This is a genomic window from Arthrobacter yangruifuii, assembly GCF_009192775.1.
In the GTDB taxonomy this organism is placed as follows: Bacteria; Actinomycetota; Actinomycetes; order Actinomycetales; family Micrococcaceae; genus Arthrobacter_B; species Arthrobacter_B yangruifuii.
Genome location: NZ_VTFX01000007.1, coordinates 64,227 through 80,706 on the forward strand (window position 1 = coordinate 64,227; position 16,480 = coordinate 80,706).

The window sequence follows — 16,480 nt, forward strand, 5'->3', positions numbered from 1 at the left end:
GGGCACATTCACGTACCAGTGCGCTTAATCACAGGGGTTTTTCTTAATCCAGGCGGATTCCCCGTCAGCGCAGGGAGTCGAGCAGTGCCTGCATCAGCGTTTCCTGCATCCATGTGACGAAGTTGTACACCAGAGCGAGATACCCGTCGACGTCCTCGGCCTTGGAGGGGTCGGTGATGTCATGCAGCCGTTCGGCTGCCTCGTCATCATCAATCCCCAGCCGGTCGGCCAGCACCAGCCGCACATCGTTCAACGCCCGCGCGAAGAGCTGCGCCTGCTCGGTGTCCAGCCGCAGCGGAGCCGCTTCCAGCTGCAGGGCGGCAGCACGGAGGGCTCCCTGCTTCGATTCCCGCAGCGAGCGTTCCGTAAACCGCCGGAACTCCAGGGCATCCTCGTCGCTGCCCGCGGTGCCGTTGGGCAGCAGCCGCAGCAGGGCGGAATCCTCGGGAACAGCCGCTGAGGAATCAATGCCCACCATGGCTGCAAGGGGATCGGAATCCGCCGCAGTGTCCGGTTCCAGGAGTTCCTGCACGTCGGTGAAGAGTTTACGCAGCAGGTCCCGCTCCCCCGGTTCCAGGTTTGCGGTGATCCCCTTGCGGGTGAGCTTGAAGCCGGTGGCCACAGTCGATCCGTTTCTTGTTGAAGTCTCTTTGAAGGCGCGAAGGGTGTCCGGCGGCGCTAGGCTGTGTCCGCCTTCTGGAAGGTGGCCCACAGTCCGAAGGAATGCATCGCGAGGGTATCCCGCTCGGCCGATTCCCGGGATCCCGTTGCCACCACGGATTTCCCGGCCTCGTGCACCTCCAGCATCAGGCGGTGGGATTTGGACTCCGAGTAACCGAAATAACTCTGGAAGACATAGCTGACGTAGCTCATCAGGTTTACCGGATCATTCCAGACAATCACGACCCAGGGGATGTCCGCCGCCGTGAGGCTATCCGTCTCCTCACGTGTCAGGGTGTCCGTTCCGGTCGCAGTGCTCGTAGCCATGGGTTCAATTGTAGTGAGGAAACCGTTCAGCACCTGCGTCCGGCTACCGTCTACCCAACGGGGATAAGCGGGTTAGAGTTTTGCCTGTGAACAGTCCCGCCTCCGCCCCGAATTCCGCCCTCTACACGGACCATTACGAGCTGACCATGCTCCAGGCCGCCCTCCACGCGGGCACCGCCTCACGCCGGTCAGTGTTCGAAGTCTTTGCCCGGCGCCTGCCGGACGGCCGCCGCTACGGCATCACCGCCGGTACGGGCCGGATCCTTGAAGCCCTGGAGAATTTCCGCTTTGACCAGCCGCAGCTGGATTTCCTGGCCGCCACCAACGTGGTGGATGACGGCACCCTCGCGTGGCTGGCGGATTTCCGGTTCTCCGGCGACATCTACGGCTATGCCGAGGGCGAGGCGTACTTCCCGCAGTCTCCGTTGCTGATTGTCGAATCCAGCTTCGCCGAGGCCTGCATCCTCGAGACGATGGTCCTGTCCATGCTCAACCATGACAGCGCCATTGCCTCCGCAGCCTCCCGCATGTCCTCTGCCGCCGACGGCCGCCCCTGCATAGAAATGGGCTCGCGCCGCACGCATGAGGAAGCCGCCGTGGCCGCGGCCCGTGCCGCGGTGATCGCCGGATTCGACAGCACCTCCAACCTGGAAGCGGGACGGCGCTACGGCCTGCGGACGGTCGGAACGGCTGCGCATTCCTTCACGCTCCTGCATGATTCGGAGAAGGAAGCCTTCACCGCGCAGACGGCGGCGCTGGGAGCGGGCACGTCCCTGCTGGTGGACACGTACGACGTCGAGAAGGGGGTCCGCACGGCCGTGGAGGTCGCCGGGCCCTCGCTGGGCGGCGTCCGGCTCGATTCCGGGGACCTCGTGGCCCAGGCACGCTGGGTGCGCGATCTGCTCGACGAGCTGGGCAACACCAAGACCCGCATCATGGTCACCTCCGACCTGGATGAGTTCGCCATTGCAGCGCTGGCCTCGGCACCGGTGGACGCCTACGGCGTGGGTACCTCCCTGGTCACCGGTTCCGGCGCGCCCACCGCCGGCATGGTCTACAAGCTGGTCAGCCGCGAGGGAGACGACCATGAGTTCGTCTCCGTGGCCAAGGCCGCGAAGAACAAAGTCTCCCTCGGCGGACGGAAGTACGCGCTGCGCCGTCTGGACGGCCAGGGTACGGCCACCGCCGAGGTCATCGGCATCGGCCACGCACCGGAGAACGACGGCGATGACCGCACCCTGCTGCACCAGTTCGTGGCCGACGGTAAGGTCCTGCCCGGCTGGACCGGCCCGGAGGCGGTGACGCGTGCGGTGCAGCGGCACGCGGCCTCCCTTGCCGAACTGCCCCCCTCGGTGAACCGCCTGCAGCGCGGCGAACCGGCCATTCCCACCGAATACGAGGAGTAAGCATGGCCCGCGCCCTGATCATTGTGGACGTACAGAACGACTTCTGCGAAGGCGGTTCGCTGGCCGTGGCCGGCGGGGCGGACCTTGCGGGGGAAATCACGGACTACGTGGAAACCTCCGCCGCCCGGTATGACCTCGTAGCGGCAACCCAGGACTGGCATATCGAACCCGGTGCGCATTTCTCCGAGACACCGGACTTCGCTCAGTCCTGGCCGCCGCACTGCGTGGCGGGCACTGCCGGCGCGCAGCTGCATCCGGACCTGGACACCGAGCTGGTGGATGCCTTCTTCCGCAAAGGACAGTACGAAGCAGCGTATTCCGGTTTCGAAGGCGTCCTGGCCCCGGATGTCGAGGTGCCCCTGGGCGAGGCGGAAGCCGAGCCCGACACGGAGACGCTCAGCCTGGACGACTGGCTGCGGGAAAACGATGTGGACGAGGTCGTCGTGGTGGGCCTGGCCGCAGACTACTGTGTCCGGGCCACCGCGCTGGACGCCGTGGCCGCCGGCTACACCACCGCCGTGATTCCGGAACTGTGCCGCGGCATCAAGCGGGAAACCACACTCGCCGCCTGGGCGGAATGCGAAGACGCCGGCGTGGAGATCATCGACCTCTAGCACCGGCAATTCAGCACCGGCAATTCAGCACCGGCGATTCAGGACCGGCAAAGAAGAAGGACCCGCAAAGAAGAAGGACCGGCCCCTTGAAGCGGCCGGTCCTTCTTTTCTATTCGAAAACCACGCTATTTCCGGCCGATGAACCAGTCCTGCAGCTTCTTCAGCCGCTTGTTCAGCTGCTCCTCGTTGGCCTGGGCCACGGGCGGGCCACCGCAGATCCGCCGCAGTTCGCTGTGCACCACCCCGTGGGGCATGCCGGACCGGGCGGACCAGGCCGACACGTTCTTCGCCAGCTCGCCCCGCAGCTCGGTCAGCCGGCGGTGGTCCACCACTTCGGGCGCTTCCACCGGTGCCGCCTCCGCCGCACCGGCCCGGCGCCCCCGCCGGGACTGCTGCTCGTGCTGGCGCTGGCGGAGCAGGGTACTCATCTGGTCCGCGTCCAGGAGTCCGGGAATGCCGAGGAAGTCCTGTTCCTCCTCGCTGCCCAGCGCGCCTCCGGTGCCGAACTCGCCGCCGTCGAACAGTACCCGGTCAAAGGAGGCCTGAGACTCCAGCGCCTCGAACTTCTGCTTGGTCAGCTCGCCGGAGGCCTTTTCCTCACGGTTCGCAGCCTCCATGAGACTGTCCTCGAGCCCGAAGCCTTCCTCCTCGAGGTGGTTGTCCGGCCGGTCCAGGGCGTGGTCGCGTTCAACTTCCATCTGGTTGGCCAGCGCCATCAGGTTCGGCACGGACGGCAGGAACACGGACGCCGTTTCGCCGCGCTTGCGGGCGCGCACGAAACGTCCCACGGCCTGCGCGAAGAACAGCGGCGTGGCGGTGGAGGTGGCATACACGCCGACGGCGAGCCGCGGCACGTCCACGCCTTCGGACACCATCCGCACGGCCACCATCCAGCGCTGGGTGCCGGCGGAGAACTCCTCGATCTTTTCGGAAGCCTTCGCATCATCCGAGAGGATGACCGTGGGGGATTCGCCCATGATCTTTTTCAGCCAGCCCGCGTAGGCCCGGGCGTCGTCATGGTCCGTGGCGATCACCAGGCCGCCGGCGTCGGGCACGGACCGGCGCACCTCGGTGAGGCGGCGGTCCGCGGCTGCCAGCACCGCGGGGATCCACTCGCCGGTGGGGTTCAGGGCCGTCCGCCAGGCCTGCGCCGTAATGTCCTTGGTCACTGCGGCCTCGCCCAGCGACGCCGCCATTTCATCGCCTGCACTGGTGCGCCAGCGCATCTGCCCGGAGTAGGCCATGAACATCACCGGACGCACCACATGGTCCTTGAGCGCCTGGCCGTAGCCGTAGGTGTAGTCGGCCTTGGACCGGCGGATGCCGTCGCCGTCCTGGACATACTCCACAAACGGAATGGCGGCGGTGTCCGAGCGGAACGGGGTACCCGTGAGGGAAAGCCGTTTCACTGCCGGTTCGAAGGCCTCGCGGATACCGTCGCCCCAGGACAGGGCGTCGCCGCCGTGGTGGATCTCGTCCAGGATTACCAGGGTGCGGGCGGCCTCGGTCTTGGCCCGGTGCAGCATTGGTTTGGACGCCACCTGGGCATATGTGACGGCGACGCCGATGAACCCGTGCCCGTGCCGACCGTCCGCGTTCTTGAAGTTCGGGTCGATGGCCAGGCCCACCTTGGCGGCGGCGTCGGCCCACTGCCGCTTCAGGTGGTCCGTCGGTGCGACGACCGTGATGCGGTTGACGATGCCCCGTTCCACCAGCTCATTGGCCACGCGGAGGGCGAAGGTGGTTTTGCCGGCGCCCGGGGTGGCGACGGCGAGGAAGTCGCTGGCATTGGACGCGAAGTACTTCTCCAGCGCTTCCGCCTGCCACTGCCGCAGCTTCGGGGCCGTGCCCCAGGCGGCCCGTTCCGGGTAGGCCGGGGGCAGGGACGCACCGGCGCCGAACAGGGTTTCGGAACTCATGCGGGATATGCCTCCCTTTCCGGCTTGCGACGGGTTGCTGCCGCGCCGGCTGGGGGCAGCGCAGCGCGGCAGGGTTCAGCCGCAGGTGAAAGGTGCATAGAGGGAATAACAGAGGTCATGCAGGCATCAGGACTAACTGCCTTCACCGCGGAAGGCTGGAAACGGGGCGGGCATACAACGGCCGGAAGGACGTATTACTTCTTACCCTTGGGGCTGTCGCCTTCGGGACGCAGGCCGTCGTAGATTTCCTTGCAGGTGGGGCAGACCGGGAACTTCTGCGGATCGCGGCCCGGTGTCCAGACCTTGCCGCAGAGGGCAATGACAGGCTCGCCCGACAGTGCGGATTCCATAATCTTTTCCTTGCGGACATAGTGCGCGAAACGCTCACTATCGCCGGGTTCCAGCTCTTCGCGCAGTTCTTCGCGCTCGATGGTGGCCGTGGACGTACCGTTGTCGTCCAGGCGGCGGGGATCGTTTTCGAAAGGATCGGGAGGCAGGCTCATGCGTTCCATCTTAGTACCAGGCGGCTATCTGTTGACGGAGACCTGCTGCAGCAGCTCCGGCCCGCGGGCGTCCATCCAGCGCCCGCCCAGCCGGATCCCGGAGATCAGCACCGCGGCACCCACCAGCAGCCCGGCGAGCAGTGTCACAAGCCCCCAGAGGGTGCTTTGCAGAACGACGGCGGCCGCGCCCGGCACCAGGACCGGCAGCAGCAGCGCGAACAGCAACAGGCTGAAGGCCCCCTGCACCAGCAGAGACCGGCCGGCGGATCCCGGCGGGGTCTTGAACGCGTTTTCCCCCGGCAGCGGGACGTTGTAGGTATAGCGGGCGGAGACGGCACTGGACAGCCCCAGGCCGGCAAGCAGTGCGGCCAGGCCGACGCCGAGGACCGGGACCGCCAGCCCCGCATGCCCGGTCAGGACGGCCGGGAGCACGGAGGCCAGCACTACGGCCGGGACGGCGAACACTGCGCACGCCAGGACCCGTCCGGCCCGGTCTGCCCGCCCGCTCACGCCCGTGGCCAGGTGCAGGGCGAAAGCCGTGTTGTCATAGGACACATCGGCGTGCGGGGAGAATCCCATCAGGAATCCGATCAGCGGGCCGAGGGCAAGGGTGACCAGGAGTCCGCTGCCGGCCTGCGAATCCCGGCCCGCAAAGACCAGCACCACGACCAGCAGCGGCATTACCAGCAGCGAGGTGCTGTACCGCGGATCCCGCAGCCAGTAGATCAGCGATCTGGCGGCTACCGCCCCGGTGGGTGTTGCCGGGAAGCGGGCGAACAGTCCGGCTCCTGCGCTCCGGCGGGCCGCGGCGGCCTGCGGCGGACGGACCAGCGCCCGCAGCAGCAGGGTTCGCCATGCCGCAGCGAGCACGGCCAGGAACAGGATGCTGATGACGCTCTTGGCCGCGGCGGGACCGTAGCTGCCCGCGGCAATATCGCCCGGAACGGCCCAGACCGCGCCCAGCGGCGTCCAGGACAGCCCGTCGGCGAGACGGGGAAGGAAGGAGGCGCCTGCGCTGATCCCCTCCCCCACCGCGCTGATGATGGGGCCCAGCAGCACCAGCGGAAGAACCAGCAGCACTCCCGTGAGGTCGCGGAACCTGCGCGATCCGGTCAGGGACACGGCAGCGGCCACGGCAACGCGGGAGGCCAGCACGCAGGTAAAGACTGCCACCGCGGAAAGCAGCAGCGCCGCGGCAAGCGCCACCGGCGAGCGGTACCAGCTCAACGCCTGGGCCAGCACTGCCAGCAGCGTGGTGGCACCCGGAATTCCAATGAGCCCGCCTACGGCCAGGCCGGTGAGCAACTGCGGAACCGGAATGGCGTAGGTAGTGAAGCGTGCCGGATCCAGGGTCAGGTCCACCCCGGAAAACACCACCGGGACCACCGCCCAGCCGACAACGGTTACCGTTCCCGCCAGCACCACCGCAGTCCGTGCCAGCGCCGGATCGGCACCGACCACGAACAGGGCGGCCAGCAGCAGCGCCAGCAGGCCGAGGGCATACAGCCCGCCGAGGATGATCCCCACGAGCTGCCAGGGGCTGCGTCGAAGCGAGTTGCGCAGCAGCAGCAGCTTCAGCCTTAGAAGGTGCGCAACCATTCCAGCCCCTCCGAGTGCGTGCGGCCGCCGACCAGGGCCACAAAGCGGTCTTCCAGGCTGCCGTCCCCGCGGACGTCGTCCACCGTGCCCGCCGCCAGCAGGTTGCCGCCGGCAACGACGGCCACGTGGTCACACATCCGCTGCACCAGGTCCATGACGTGGCTGGAAACAATCACCGTGCCCCCGGAGCGGACGTACCCGGTAAGGATGTCGCGGATATTGGCGGCCGAGACGGGGTCCACCGCTTCAAACGGCTCATCCAGGACCAGCAGGCGGGGTGCATGGATGAGAGCCGAGGCCAGGGCTGCTTTTTTGGTCATACCTGCGGAGTAGTCCACCACGAGCGTGCCGGCGTCGGCCGTGAGGTCCATGGCCGCGAGCAGGTCCCTGGTGCGGGATTGTACGGTTTCCCGGTCCATCCCGCGCAGCAGTCCGGCGTAGGTCACCAGTTGTTCACCGGTCAGCCGGTCAAAGAGGCGGACCCCGTCCGGCAGGATCCCCATCAGCCGCTTGGCTTCCAGCGGCTGCGCCCACCCGTCCGTGCCGTGCACACGGGCCGATCCTGCATCCGGGCGCAGCAGCCCGGTGGCCAGGGACAGCAGGGTGGTCTTACCGGCCCCGTTGGGGCCCACCAGCCCGTAGAACGAACCCTGCGGAACATCGAGGCTGATGCCGTTGACGGCCGTCTTGCTGCCGAATTGCTTGACGAGCCCCCGGAGGGATAGGGCCGGGACGGGATCCGGTGTGGATGTCATGGCACCAGCGTAGCCACCGGGCACCGCCCCGTCCTCCGCACAAGGGACTGGTTGTCCCCCGCTCCGGCCGCCCGGCCATCCGCCACGCGGACTAGGCCGGGCGGCCGTCCGCTTAGAACTTCCCGGGGCGGGCACCCCGTTCGTACTGCGGCACCCAGGGCAGCTTGGCGTCCAGGTCCGCGGCGGCACGCATCCACCAGTGCGGGTCCCGCAGCGCGGCACGGGCAATAAGGACCGCGTCTGCGGAGCCGGCCTTCAGGATCTCCTCGGCCTGGGCCCCGGAGTCGATGAGCCCGACGGCGGCCGTGGGGATGGACGCACCGCGGCGGACCGCCTCGGCATATTCCACCTGGTAGTTCGGGCCCACCTTGATGGAGGCCCCGGGAACGGCTCCGCCGGTGGAAACGTCCACCAGGTCCACGCCGTGCTCGCGGGCGGCGCGGGCCAGGACCACCGAGGACTCGGCGTCGACTCCCCCGGGCATCCAGTCCGTGGCGGAGATGCGCAGCAGCAGGGGCATGGAATCGGGGATCACGGCCCGAACCGCGTCGATGACCTCCAGGGTCAGCCGGTTCCGCCCGGCCTCGTCGCCGCCCCATGCATCGGTTCGGGTGTTGACCAGCGGGGTGAGGAACTGGTGCAGCAGGTAGCCGTGCGCGCCGTGGATTTCGATGGTGTCGAAGCCGGCGTCCACGGCGCGGACGGCGGCGTCGGCGAAGTCGCGGATGACCTGCCGGATCCCGGCTTCATCCAGCTCCGCCGGGGCAGCATAGCTGCCGAACGGCTGCGGGGTGGGTCCAACCGTCTGCCAGCCGCCGTCCTCCGGCGGCACGCTGCCGTGCCCGGCGGCGAACGGTGAGTAAGTGGAGGCCTTGCGGCCGGCGTGCGCCAGCTGGATGCCGATCCGGGCGTCCACCGCGCCGTGCCGGTGCACAAAATCGGTAATGCGCTGCCAGGCGCCGGCCTGCTCGGCGTTCCAGATGCCGGCGTCCTGCGGGCTGATCCGCCCCGCCGGGTTCACGGCGGCCGCCTCGGTGATGATCAGGGCGGCTCCGCCGGCGGCGAAGGAACCCAGGTGCATCAGGTGCCAGTCGTTGGGCACTCCGGGGGCGTTGGCCGGATCCGACGGGTTTTCGGCGTCGGCGCTGTACTGGCACATTGCGGCAACCCAGCCGCGGTGGGACAGTTCCAGGCCGCGCAGGGTGAGGGGGTCAAAGAGGGACGGGGTGTCCATGGAGTGGTCCGCCGTCCTAGAAGAGTGCCCGGGCGAGGGCAGAGCGTGCCTTGGTGACCCGGGGATCGGACACCCCCACCACCTCGAACAGGTCCAGCAGCCGCAGCCGGACAGTTTCGCGGTCCTCGCCGCGGATCCTCCCGATCAGGCCGGTCAGCCTGCGGAAGGCGTCTTCAACGTGCCCGCCGGCAATATCCAGGTCCGCAACGGCAAGCTGTGCCTGCACGTTGTCCGGTTCCTCGGCGCCGGCCCGGCGCAGCTCATCCGCGTCCGCGTCGCGCAGCCGCGCCATGAGCTCAACCTGTGCCAGCCCGGCCTTGGCTTCCGCATCGGCGGGCTGCTCGGCCAGCGCCCGGCGGTACGCCGCGGCGGCGGTGTCATAGTCCCCGGCGTTGATGGCGTCGAAGGCTTCCTGATGCAGCGGAGGCAGCGGCGCGTCCTCTGCGGGGCCCTGCTCCGTCCCGCCTTCGAGGGAGCCGTTGACGCCGTTGGAGGCGGCCACCTGCATCAGTTCCCCGATCAGGGCCCGGATCTGGTCCTCGGGCAGCAGCCGGTCCATCAGCGGGACAGGCTGGCCCTTGATCACCGCGGCAACCGTGGGAACGGCAACCGCAGAGAAGGCCTGGGCAATCTGGGGGTAGGCAGCGGCGTCCACACGGGCCAGCAGCATCCGTCCGTTCTGTTCCACGGCAATGGCAGCCAGGATGGCTGAAACCTGCTGTGAGTCCGGGCTCGCGTCCGAATACAGGTCAATGACCACGGGGACTTCGGCAGACAGCTGGACCACCTGCGGGAAGGTCTGCTCGGAGACCTGCACCACGAACGGCGACGGAGCGGGAGCGGTGCCGGCTGCCGGGGTTGTCGACGCCGGTGCCGCCGGAGCAGTTGACCGGGCCTTGAGGGCGGAAAGGTCTACTGCCCCCCGCAGGTTCATGGAGGAGGGGGCCGCCGGTGACGGGCGGTGGTTCGGTGTACTCATTTCTTCACCTTATTACGCCCCGCCCGTCCACCGGCAAGCCCGCACCGGGCCTACTTGAGCTTTGCGGACAGCAGTTCCTGGGATGCGCCCACCACCAGGGCCTGGGACGTGCCGCCGGCTGCCGGAACGTAGAGCATCACGGCTTCGCCGTGGAGGACGTCAATACCCTTGTCGGTACTCGGCTTGCCCGTCAGTGCCTCGTACACAGTGCCTTCGAGGTTGACCGTGTCGCCTGCTTCCTTGGGTGTGCTCGAGAAGGAGTTGTAGAGGTAGCCGAACACGAGGGCACCGCCGTCGTCGGTCCGCAGGGCATACGTAGCCAACGGGTCGGCTGCGTGCCGGAACTTGTTGGAGGCGAACTCGTTCTTCGGGTCGGTCTGCACCTGCTGCTGGAACTTGACCACGTCTTCGCTGAACCGGTTGGCGGCGAACGTGTCCTTCTGCGAGCCGTCCGGCACGGTCAGGGAATCAGCCAGCGCCTCAACGGCGAACTGCGGCGACATGGCCAGCCCGTTGTCGGACTCCGTGCGGATCTGGTCTGCGCCTGCGTCGGCGGCAGGGGGCTGCGGGAACGTGCTGGCGGGCAGCATCTGCACAGCGGAAACCAGCTTGTAGTTGTCCCGGGCCGAGTCCTGGACCAGCAGCAGTGCATGCGGCACCGGGTTGTCCTTGCCCTGGGTGACGGCGACCACGGTGCGGGGCCAGCCAGCGGCGGTCCCGATGGACTGGGTGCGCAGCGTCTCGGCGGCCACGGGCACCGGGGCGGAGTGGTCGGCGGATTTTGCCGCCACGGCGTAGTTCGCTTCCCGCATGGCGTAGGCGGCGCCGCCGACGCGGGGGGCCAGCAGCGAGGCATCCTTGGCAGCGTCCCCTGCCTGGACCGTCCCGGCGACGGAATCCAGGATGCGGGTCAGCTGGGAATCCACGATCACCGGACGGCTTCGGGGCGCGGAATCCTCCGCTACCGCCGCTGCGGGGGCGGAGCCGGCCACCAGGACGGCGGCAGCGGCAGCAGCCAGGAAGGCCGGACGACGGCGGCCGGAGGCGGCGGCGGCGAAGGCCGACGTCGTTCCCGACACGCTCGGCGCGGTGTCTTTCGGCGCGGTGTCTTTCGACTGCGTGTCTTTCGGCTGCGGGCCGGACGGCTCGGTGCCGGGTTCGGTGCTGCGGTTCCCGCCGCGGCGCGGACCGTCCGAGCCGCTGCGCAGGAAGGCCAGGGCCAGGCCCAGCACGGCCAGCAGGGCACCGGCCACGATCAGGGGAACGGCGAACGGGCTGGTGGCATCGCTTTCCCAGCTCAGGGTGATGTCGGTGGGTGCGGCAGCGGTGCCGTCAGCGGCAAGCAGAATCCGCCAGTCGCCCTCGGCAGGCGCCTCCCAGGCATAGGACAGTTCGCCTTCGCCGGATTTCTCCACGACCCAGAGGTCCGACCCTGCGGGATTCGGGGCCGTGATTCCGGTCCGGTCAGTGCCCACTGTCAGGGACAGTCCGTCCTCGCCGGGGCCCACCCGGGTGGCGGAAGCGTCTCCCACCCAGGCCTGGACGTCATTGGCGCGGCCTACCGCCAGCGTGAAGGGCTGCTCCGAGCGGACCGTGATGTCCACGCCGTCCGGATAGTCCGCCAGCAGCTCCGGTTCCAGGACGGTGACTGCAGCGGATTCTTCGCTGCTGCGGGGATCCACGGAGACCGACTCGGTTTCCGGGGGTGCCCAGAACGTGCGCTGGCCAATGCCTACGAGCATTAGCAGCACCCCGAGGACTATCAGCGGAACTGCAAATTTTTTTCGCACAACTTACCTATCTTCGGTCTGGGCAAATGACATGGCAGGGCGGCGAATTCCCCGCAGGCACGCTGGAACGAGGGCTCCGGAATGCAGGCGCGAAATCACGGCGGGCACAAATTGTCCTGGCACTTGGTAACCCAATGGTAACGAAATCCGTTCGGAGCACCCATTCGCCCTCCCGCAGGCCTGCATGTTCCCGGTCCCGGGTCCACCGGAAACCCGGTGCCGGCGGCGCGCCTGCTGGTAAGGTTTCGGTTCGTACGAGAGCCCCCGAAGGCAGAGGAGAAAGGCGCGAAATGAGCGATCAGGAGGACGTGCCCGTCCACGCGCCGCTCCCCGGACCCGGGGAAAAAAATGCCCCGGACAAAGGTGCAGCAGGCAAAAGCACCTCCGGCCGGAGTGCAACAGGCAGGAATGCGGCAGGCGCTGCCGCTCCGGACAGCGGTGCAGCCGACACCGGTCCCGGCCCCGCAGCGGGCCGCACGCCGCTGCCCGGGTTCCTTTCCACGGCTGCGGACCGGGTCCGCTACAGCCTGCGCCACGGAATGCCCGGCGCAAGGCCGAGGCCGCGCTTCGAAATTCCGCCCGAATTCCCGCCCCAGGAAACGGCTGATCCGGAAATCACCGTCGACGAGGACGTGCGTCTTCCCGATGAGCGCCTGAGCGTCAGCGGCAGCGGACGCGCACAGGATGCCGAGCCCGGGAGCATGCGCTCCCACCCCATCTACTTTGGTTTTATGCTCACGGTCGGCGTGGGCCTGGCTCTGCTGCTCTTCTTCGTCATCACCAACGTCGGCGAGCTCCTCGTCTGGATTGGTGCCGCCCTGTTCATCGCCCTCGGACTGGATCCGGTGGTCCGCTGGCTCGCGGCACGGGGAATACCCCGCCCCGCCGGCATCGCCATCACGGTTCTGGTGCTGGCAGGGGTGATTGCGGCTTTCTTCGCCACGCTCATCCCCACCATCGTGAGCCAGACGACGGAAATCATCGCCAACGCCCCCGGATACATCAACAGGTTCCTGGCGTCCGACTTCTTCGTCAACGTCGACAAACAGTTCCAGATCCGTGACCGCATCAATGAGGAGGTCACCAAGTTCTTCTCCAACAGCGACGCCGTGGGCGGCATCTTCGGCGGCGTGCTCAGCGCCGGCACCGTGATCGCGAACGGCCTGTTCGGCGCCCTGATCATCCTGGTCCTGACCCTGTACTTCCTGGCGTCCCTACCCTCGATGAAGAAGTGGGCCTACCGGCTGGCGCCGCGCAGCCGCCGCCGTCGGGTGGAGGCCCTGTCCGAGGAGATCACCGGCAGCGTCGGCAACTACGTGATCGGCCAGGGCTTCGTGGCGCTGCTCGACGCCCTTTATGCCTTCATAGTCATGACCATCACCGGTGTGCCCTTCTCCGTGCTGCTGGCCTTCCTGGTGGCGCTGCTGGCCTTCATTCCCCTCGTGGGCCCGCCCATCGCCCTGGTGCTGGTCTCCCTGGTGGCCCTCACCGCCGGCTGGCAGACAGCGGTGGTCTTCGCCATCCTCTACATGGCCTACCTGCAGTTTGAGGCGTACTTCGTCTCCCCGCGCGTGATGCAGCGGGCCGTGGCGGTGCCCGGCGCCGTCGCCGTGATCGCCGTGATTGCCGGCGGCAGCCTGCTGGGGGTGCTGGGGGCGCTGATAGCCATTCCGACGGCGGCTGCCACCCTGCTGCTGCTCAAGGAGGTCTTTATCGCACGCCAGGACGGGCACTGACCGGGCACTGATCCGGCCAACTGACGCAGCACCGGCCGCGGCGGCCGGTCAGTACCGGCGGCGGATCCGCCAGCAGTGGTTGTGCCAGTGCCGGCGGCCCTCGACGGCACTCTGCCGTCCCAGCAGCGAGTCTTCCTGCCACACCACCAGGTGGGCAGTGCCGGGCGGGATGATCTGCGCGCAGCCGGGGCACCGGTAGTCCTTTGCGGCGTTTCCGGCCGTGATTTGGCGCACGGACCACTCGCCGTCGGGACCGCTTTCGCGCATCGGAATACCGGCCCGGGTGCGCTCCAGATCCCGCTCCGGCGGCGCCGATGCCCACTTGCGGCGTGCGTTCCGGCCGGCGGCGCTGCCCGAGGCGGGCGCGCGGCGGGGATGATTCGAACGGGGCATATAAGTCATTTTGCCGCAGTTCAGCCGGTAAAGTGCAACTGTGCGTTTAGTAATAGCCCGCTGCTCCGTTGACTACGTCGGCCGCCTCCGTGCCCATCTGCCCCTGGCCGTTCGGCTCCTCATGGTGAAGGCCGACGGTTCCGTCCTCATCCATTCCGACGGCGGATCCTACAAACCGTTGAACTGGATGAGCCCTCCGGCCACCCTCCGGACCCTGGAACCCGACGAAACGGACGCCGAGGCCGGCGTGACCGAGGTCTGGAACGTCCAGAGCGCCAAAACCGATGACCGCCTCGTCATCAGCATCTATGAGCGGTTCTCCGATGTCTCCCATGACCTGGGTACTGATCCCGGCCTGATCAAGGACGGCGTCGAAGCAGACCTGCAGCGTCTGCTGGCTGAACAGATCAACCGGCTCGGCGAGGGCCACACGCTGATCCGCCGCGAGTACATGACCGCCATTGGTCCCGTGGACATCCTCGCCCGCGATGCCACGGGCGCCACGGTGGCCGTGGAGCTGAAGCGCCGCGGAGACATTGACGGCGTGGAGCAGCTGACCCGCTACCTGGAACTGCTCAACCGCGACCCGCTGCTGGCACCGGTGCGGGGCATTTTCGCCGCCCAGCAGATCAAGCCGCAGGCCCGCGTGCTGGCCGAGGACCGCGGGATCACCTGCCTCACGCTCGATTATGACGCCATGCGCGGCGTGGATGACCGGGATTCCCGGCTGTTCTGACACCCCGCCCGCCTGCCGGACCGGCACCCGTGCTTAGAATCGGTGCATGAACCCAACTGCACGCAGCCGGGACCGCGGCTGGATCCGCGGCGCCCTGCTCGCCCCGGACGAACTCATTGCCGACGGCGCACTGGCCTTCGAGGGTGACCGCATCGTCTATGCCGGGCCGGCGGACGGTTTCGACGGCCGCGGCTGGCCGGATCCTGTCACCGCGCCGGAGGGTGCCCTCATCATTCCCGGGTTGGTGGACCTGCACTGCCACGGCGCCGTCGGCAGCGACTTCACCACGGCGGACGCAGCGGGAATCCGCCGTGCTGCCGCGTTCCTGCATGCAGCCGGCACCACCACACTGCTGGCGAGCACCGTTTCCGCACCCAAGGACGTGCTGCTGGCTGCCGCGGGACGGCTCGGGGCCGTGGCCCGGGAGGGACTCATTGCCGGCATCCATGCCGAGGGGCCCTTCCTCTCCGCCGTCCGCTGCGGGGCGCAGGACCCCGCGTCCCTCCTTGCCCCGGAGCCTGGCTTCGTGGATGAATTCCTCGCTGCCTCGGACGGCGAACTGGTCACCATGACCTACGCACCGGAACTGCCGGGTGCCGAAGACCTGGTGGACCGGCTGATCACCCGGGGCGTGACACCGTCCCTGGGCCACACGGATGCTTCGGATTCCACCGCCGCCGCGTCCCTGGAGTGGGCGCGGGAGGAAATGGAGGAGGCGGGTTTTGACGGCTACGCCCCACGTCCCACCGTGACGCACCTGTTCAACGGCATGGCCCCCATGCACCACCGCTCCCCCGGCCCCGTTGCCGCGTGCCTGCGGGCCGCCAGGCGGGGCGATGCGGTGGTGGAGCTGATTGCCGACGGCGTGCACCTGGACCCGGCGATGATCCGCACCGTCTTTGACCTGGCCGGTCCGGCGAATGTGGCCCTGGTGAGCGACTCGATGGCCGCCACCGGGCTGGGGGACGGCAGCTACCGCCTGGGACCCGCCGACGTCGTGGTCAGCGGCGGTACCGCCAGGCTGGGAACGGACGGCGGGCTGGCCGGCGGTACCGCCACGCTCCTGCAGTGCGTGCGGACCGCCGTTGACGCCGGGGTTCCCCTGGCCGACGCCGTGCAGGCAGCAAGCGCGGTGCCGGCGGACGTCCTGAGGCTGGCCGACGAAGTCGGTGCCCTGCGCCGGGGCCTGCGTGCCGACGCCCTGGTGGTGTCGCCGGAACTCGAACTGCATGCCGTCCTGCGCAGCGGTACGTGGCTGCCTCGCTGAAGAAACACTTAGGAGAAAAACTTTCCTAAATATTTCGTTTTCTCCATTGACCAGCCATTTCGGTTATGCCACGCTGATATCAAGTCTTTGTGTAGGTGTTTTTTCATGCTCGCAAGACCGTTGCGAGTGAGAAGCTCCTCAAGGAACTGCTGAACAGCAAGAACTTGGGCTTTCTTGCTTCAGTAACATAACCGGCACGGACCGTGCCGGCAGGTTCCACATTATGAGGAGAAACAAATGGCTCAGGGCACCGTCAAATGGTTTAACGCCGAAAAGGGCTTCGGCTTCATCACCCCGGACGACTCCGACGGCGACGTCTTCGTCCACTACTCCGAAATCCAGACCAACGGCTTCAAGACCCTCGACGAGAACCAGCGGGTTTCCTTCGAGATCGGCCAGGGCGCCAAGGGCCCCCAGGCCACCGGCGTCACCGCCCTCTAAAGCACCGCTCTCTAAAGCACTCGTCGCTAAGGCACTCGCCTCCAAGGCACAGCTTTCGTAGGCACCGCTTTCGTAGGCACAGCTTTCGTAGGCACCGCAGACAATTGCCTATCTGACATAT

The 16,480-nt window shown here is 67.8% G+C and carries 16 protein-coding genes; 6 read left to right on the plus strand and 10 right to left on the minus strand.

Translation table 11 applies throughout. The features are described 5' to 3' along the window. Nucleotides 1-64 precede the first annotated feature (64 nt). Nucleotides 65-622 carry a DUF2017 domain-containing protein gene (locus GD627_RS16115; protein ID WP_146361545.1) on the minus strand — a complete coding sequence of 186 codons (558 nt, stop codon included), beginning with the start codon at nucleotides 620-622 and terminating at the stop codon, nucleotides 65-67. A gap of 56 nt (nucleotides 623-678) precedes the next feature. Next, nucleotides 679-987: an ATP-dependent Clp protease adapter ClpS gene (gene clpS, locus GD627_RS16120; RefSeq protein ID WP_146361544.1), complete on the minus strand. Its 309-nt coding sequence runs from the start codon at nucleotides 985-987 to the stop codon at nucleotides 679-681. Between the two features lie 86 nt (nucleotides 988-1,073). Between clpS and GD627_RS16125 the strand changes: the two genes are divergently transcribed. Together GD627_RS16125 and GD627_RS16130 are read left to right on the plus strand one after the other, a co-directional pair. Then, complete coding sequence (locus tag GD627_RS16125) at nucleotides 1,074-2,393, plus strand: nicotinate phosphoribosyltransferase (RefSeq protein WP_281350030.1); 1,320 nt, start codon at nucleotides 1,074-1,076, stop codon at nucleotides 2,391-2,393. A 2-nt stretch (nucleotides 2,394-2,395) separates the two neighbouring features. Then, complete coding sequence (locus tag GD627_RS16130; protein WP_146361543.1) at nucleotides 2,396-3,007, plus strand: isochorismatase family protein; 612 nt, start codon at nucleotides 2,396-2,398, stop codon at nucleotides 3,005-3,007. Between the two features lie 125 nt (nucleotides 3,008-3,132). Here the strand turns inward: GD627_RS16130 and GD627_RS16135 are convergent, their stop codons facing one another. The 7 genes from GD627_RS16135 to GD627_RS16165 all read right to left on the minus strand — a co-directional run bounded on the left by GD627_RS16135 (nucleotide 3,133) and on the right by GD627_RS16165 (nucleotide 11,786). After that, nucleotides 3,133-4,926 carry a DEAD/DEAH box helicase gene (locus GD627_RS16135; RefSeq protein WP_146361542.1) on the minus strand — a complete coding sequence of 598 codons (1,794 nt, stop codon included), beginning with the start codon at nucleotides 4,924-4,926 and terminating at the stop codon, nucleotides 3,133-3,135. Between the two features lie 194 nt (nucleotides 4,927-5,120). After that, on the minus strand, nucleotides 5,121-5,429 hold the full coding sequence (locus GD627_RS16140) for a DUF3039 domain-containing protein (protein WP_146361541.1): 309 nt from the start codon (nucleotides 5,427-5,429) through the stop codon (nucleotides 5,121-5,123). A gap of 24 nt (nucleotides 5,430-5,453) precedes the next feature. Next, nucleotides 5,454-7,028, minus strand: a complete 1,575-nt coding sequence (locus GD627_RS16145; RefSeq protein WP_152273390.1) for a transporter — start codon at nucleotides 7,026-7,028, stop codon at nucleotides 5,454-5,456. Continuing rightward, on the minus strand, nucleotides 7,010-7,783 hold the full coding sequence (locus tag GD627_RS16150) for an ABC transporter ATP-binding protein (RefSeq protein WP_152273391.1): 774 nt from the start codon (nucleotides 7,781-7,783) through the stop codon (nucleotides 7,010-7,012). The genes GD627_RS16145 and GD627_RS16150 overlap by 19 nt, the downstream gene beginning before the upstream one ends. Before the next feature lie 112 nt (nucleotides 7,784-7,895). Beyond that, nucleotides 7,896-9,017 carry an NADH:flavin oxidoreductase/NADH oxidase gene (locus tag GD627_RS16155; RefSeq protein ID WP_152273392.1) on the minus strand — a complete coding sequence of 374 codons (1,122 nt, stop codon included), beginning with the start codon at nucleotides 9,015-9,017 and terminating at the stop codon, nucleotides 7,896-7,898. 16 nt (nucleotides 9,018-9,033) lie between these two features. Beyond that, complete coding sequence (locus GD627_RS16160) at nucleotides 9,034-9,996, minus strand: co-chaperone YbbN (RefSeq protein ID WP_152273393.1); 963 nt, start codon at nucleotides 9,994-9,996, stop codon at nucleotides 9,034-9,036. A gap of 50 nt (nucleotides 9,997-10,046) precedes the next feature. Further along, nucleotides 10,047-11,786 carry a DUF8094 domain-containing protein gene (locus GD627_RS16165; protein WP_152273394.1) on the minus strand — a complete coding sequence of 580 codons (1,740 nt, stop codon included), beginning with the start codon at nucleotides 11,784-11,786 and terminating at the stop codon, nucleotides 10,047-10,049. 290 nt (nucleotides 11,787-12,076) lie between these two features. On the opposite strand from GD627_RS16165, the gene GD627_RS16170 reads away from it, so the two are divergent. Further along, entirely contained in the window at nucleotides 12,077-13,522 is a 1,446-nt protein-coding gene (locus GD627_RS16170; RefSeq protein WP_152273395.1) for an AI-2E family transporter, read from the plus strand. A gap of 48 nt (nucleotides 13,523-13,570) precedes the next feature. On the opposite strand, the gene GD627_RS16175 is transcribed toward GD627_RS16170, so the two are convergent. Beyond that, complete coding sequence (locus tag GD627_RS16175; RefSeq protein ID WP_152273396.1) at nucleotides 13,571-13,915, minus strand: hypothetical protein; 345 nt, start codon at nucleotides 13,913-13,915, stop codon at nucleotides 13,571-13,573. A gap of 40 nt (nucleotides 13,916-13,955) precedes the next feature. Between GD627_RS16175 and nucS the strand changes: the two genes are divergently transcribed. From nucS to GD627_RS16190, 3 genes are all read left to right on the plus strand, one after another. Further along, complete coding sequence (gene nucS / locus GD627_RS16180) at nucleotides 13,956-14,651, plus strand: endonuclease NucS (RefSeq protein ID WP_146361534.1); 696 nt, start codon at nucleotides 13,956-13,958, stop codon at nucleotides 14,649-14,651. Nucleotides 14,652-14,697: 46 nt separating this feature from the next. After that, the gene (locus GD627_RS16185; RefSeq protein WP_152273397.1) at nucleotides 14,698-15,918 is read left to right on the plus strand and encodes an N-acetylglucosamine-6-phosphate deacetylase; all 1,221 of its coding nucleotides are present in this window, start codon (nucleotides 14,698-14,700) and stop codon (nucleotides 15,916-15,918) included. A gap of 237 nt (nucleotides 15,919-16,155) precedes the next feature. Continuing rightward, on the plus strand, nucleotides 16,156-16,359 hold the full coding sequence (locus tag GD627_RS16190) for a cold-shock protein (RefSeq protein WP_146361532.1): 204 nt from the start codon (nucleotides 16,156-16,158) through the stop codon (nucleotides 16,357-16,359). Nucleotides 16,360-16,480 lie beyond the last annotated feature (121 nt).

What these genes read in the sequence shown, in the direction of transcription:
- clpS (WP_146361544.1), bottom strand. Translation starts at nt 987, where the DNA reads ATGGCTACGAGCACTGCGACCGGAACGGACACCCTGACACGTGAGGAG.
- GD627_RS16130 (WP_146361543.1), top strand. Translation starts at nt 2,396, where the DNA reads ATGGCCCGCGCCCTGATCATTGTGGACGTACAGAACGACTTCTGCGAA.
- GD627_RS16135 (WP_146361542.1), bottom strand. Translation starts at nt 4,926, where the DNA reads ATGAGTTCCGAAACCCTGTTCGGCGCCGGTGCGTCCCTGCCCCCGGCC.
- GD627_RS16140 (WP_146361541.1), bottom strand. Translation starts at nt 5,429, where the DNA reads ATGAGCCTGCCTCCCGATCCTTTCGAAAACGATCCCCGCCGCCTGGAC.
- GD627_RS16145 (WP_152273390.1), bottom strand. Translation starts at nt 7,028, where the DNA reads ATGGTTGCGCACCTTCTAAGGCTGAAGCTGCTGCTGCTGCGCAACTCG.
- GD627_RS16150 (WP_152273391.1), bottom strand. Translation starts at nt 7,783, where the DNA reads ATGACATCCACACCGGATCCCGTCCCGGCCCTATCCCTCCGGGGGCTC.
- GD627_RS16155 (WP_152273392.1), bottom strand. Translation starts at nt 9,017, where the DNA reads ATGGACACCCCGTCCCTCTTTGACCCCCTCACCCTGCGCGGCCTGGAA.
- GD627_RS16160 (WP_152273393.1), bottom strand. Translation starts at nt 9,996, where the DNA reads ATGAGTACACCGAACCACCGCCCGTCACCGGCGGCCCCCTCCTCCATG.
- GD627_RS16170 (WP_152273395.1), top strand. Translation starts at nt 12,077, where the DNA reads ATGAGCGATCAGGAGGACGTGCCCGTCCACGCGCCGCTCCCCGGACCC.
- GD627_RS16175 (WP_152273396.1), bottom strand. Translation starts at nt 13,915, where the DNA reads ATGCCCCGTTCGAATCATCCCCGCCGCGCGCCCGCCTCGGGCAGCGCC.
- GD627_RS16185 (WP_152273397.1), top strand. Translation starts at nt 14,698, where the DNA reads ATGAACCCAACTGCACGCAGCCGGGACCGCGGCTGGATCCGCGGCGCC.
- GD627_RS16190 (WP_146361532.1), top strand. Translation starts at nt 16,156, where the DNA reads ATGGCTCAGGGCACCGTCAAATGGTTTAACGCCGAAAAGGGCTTCGGC.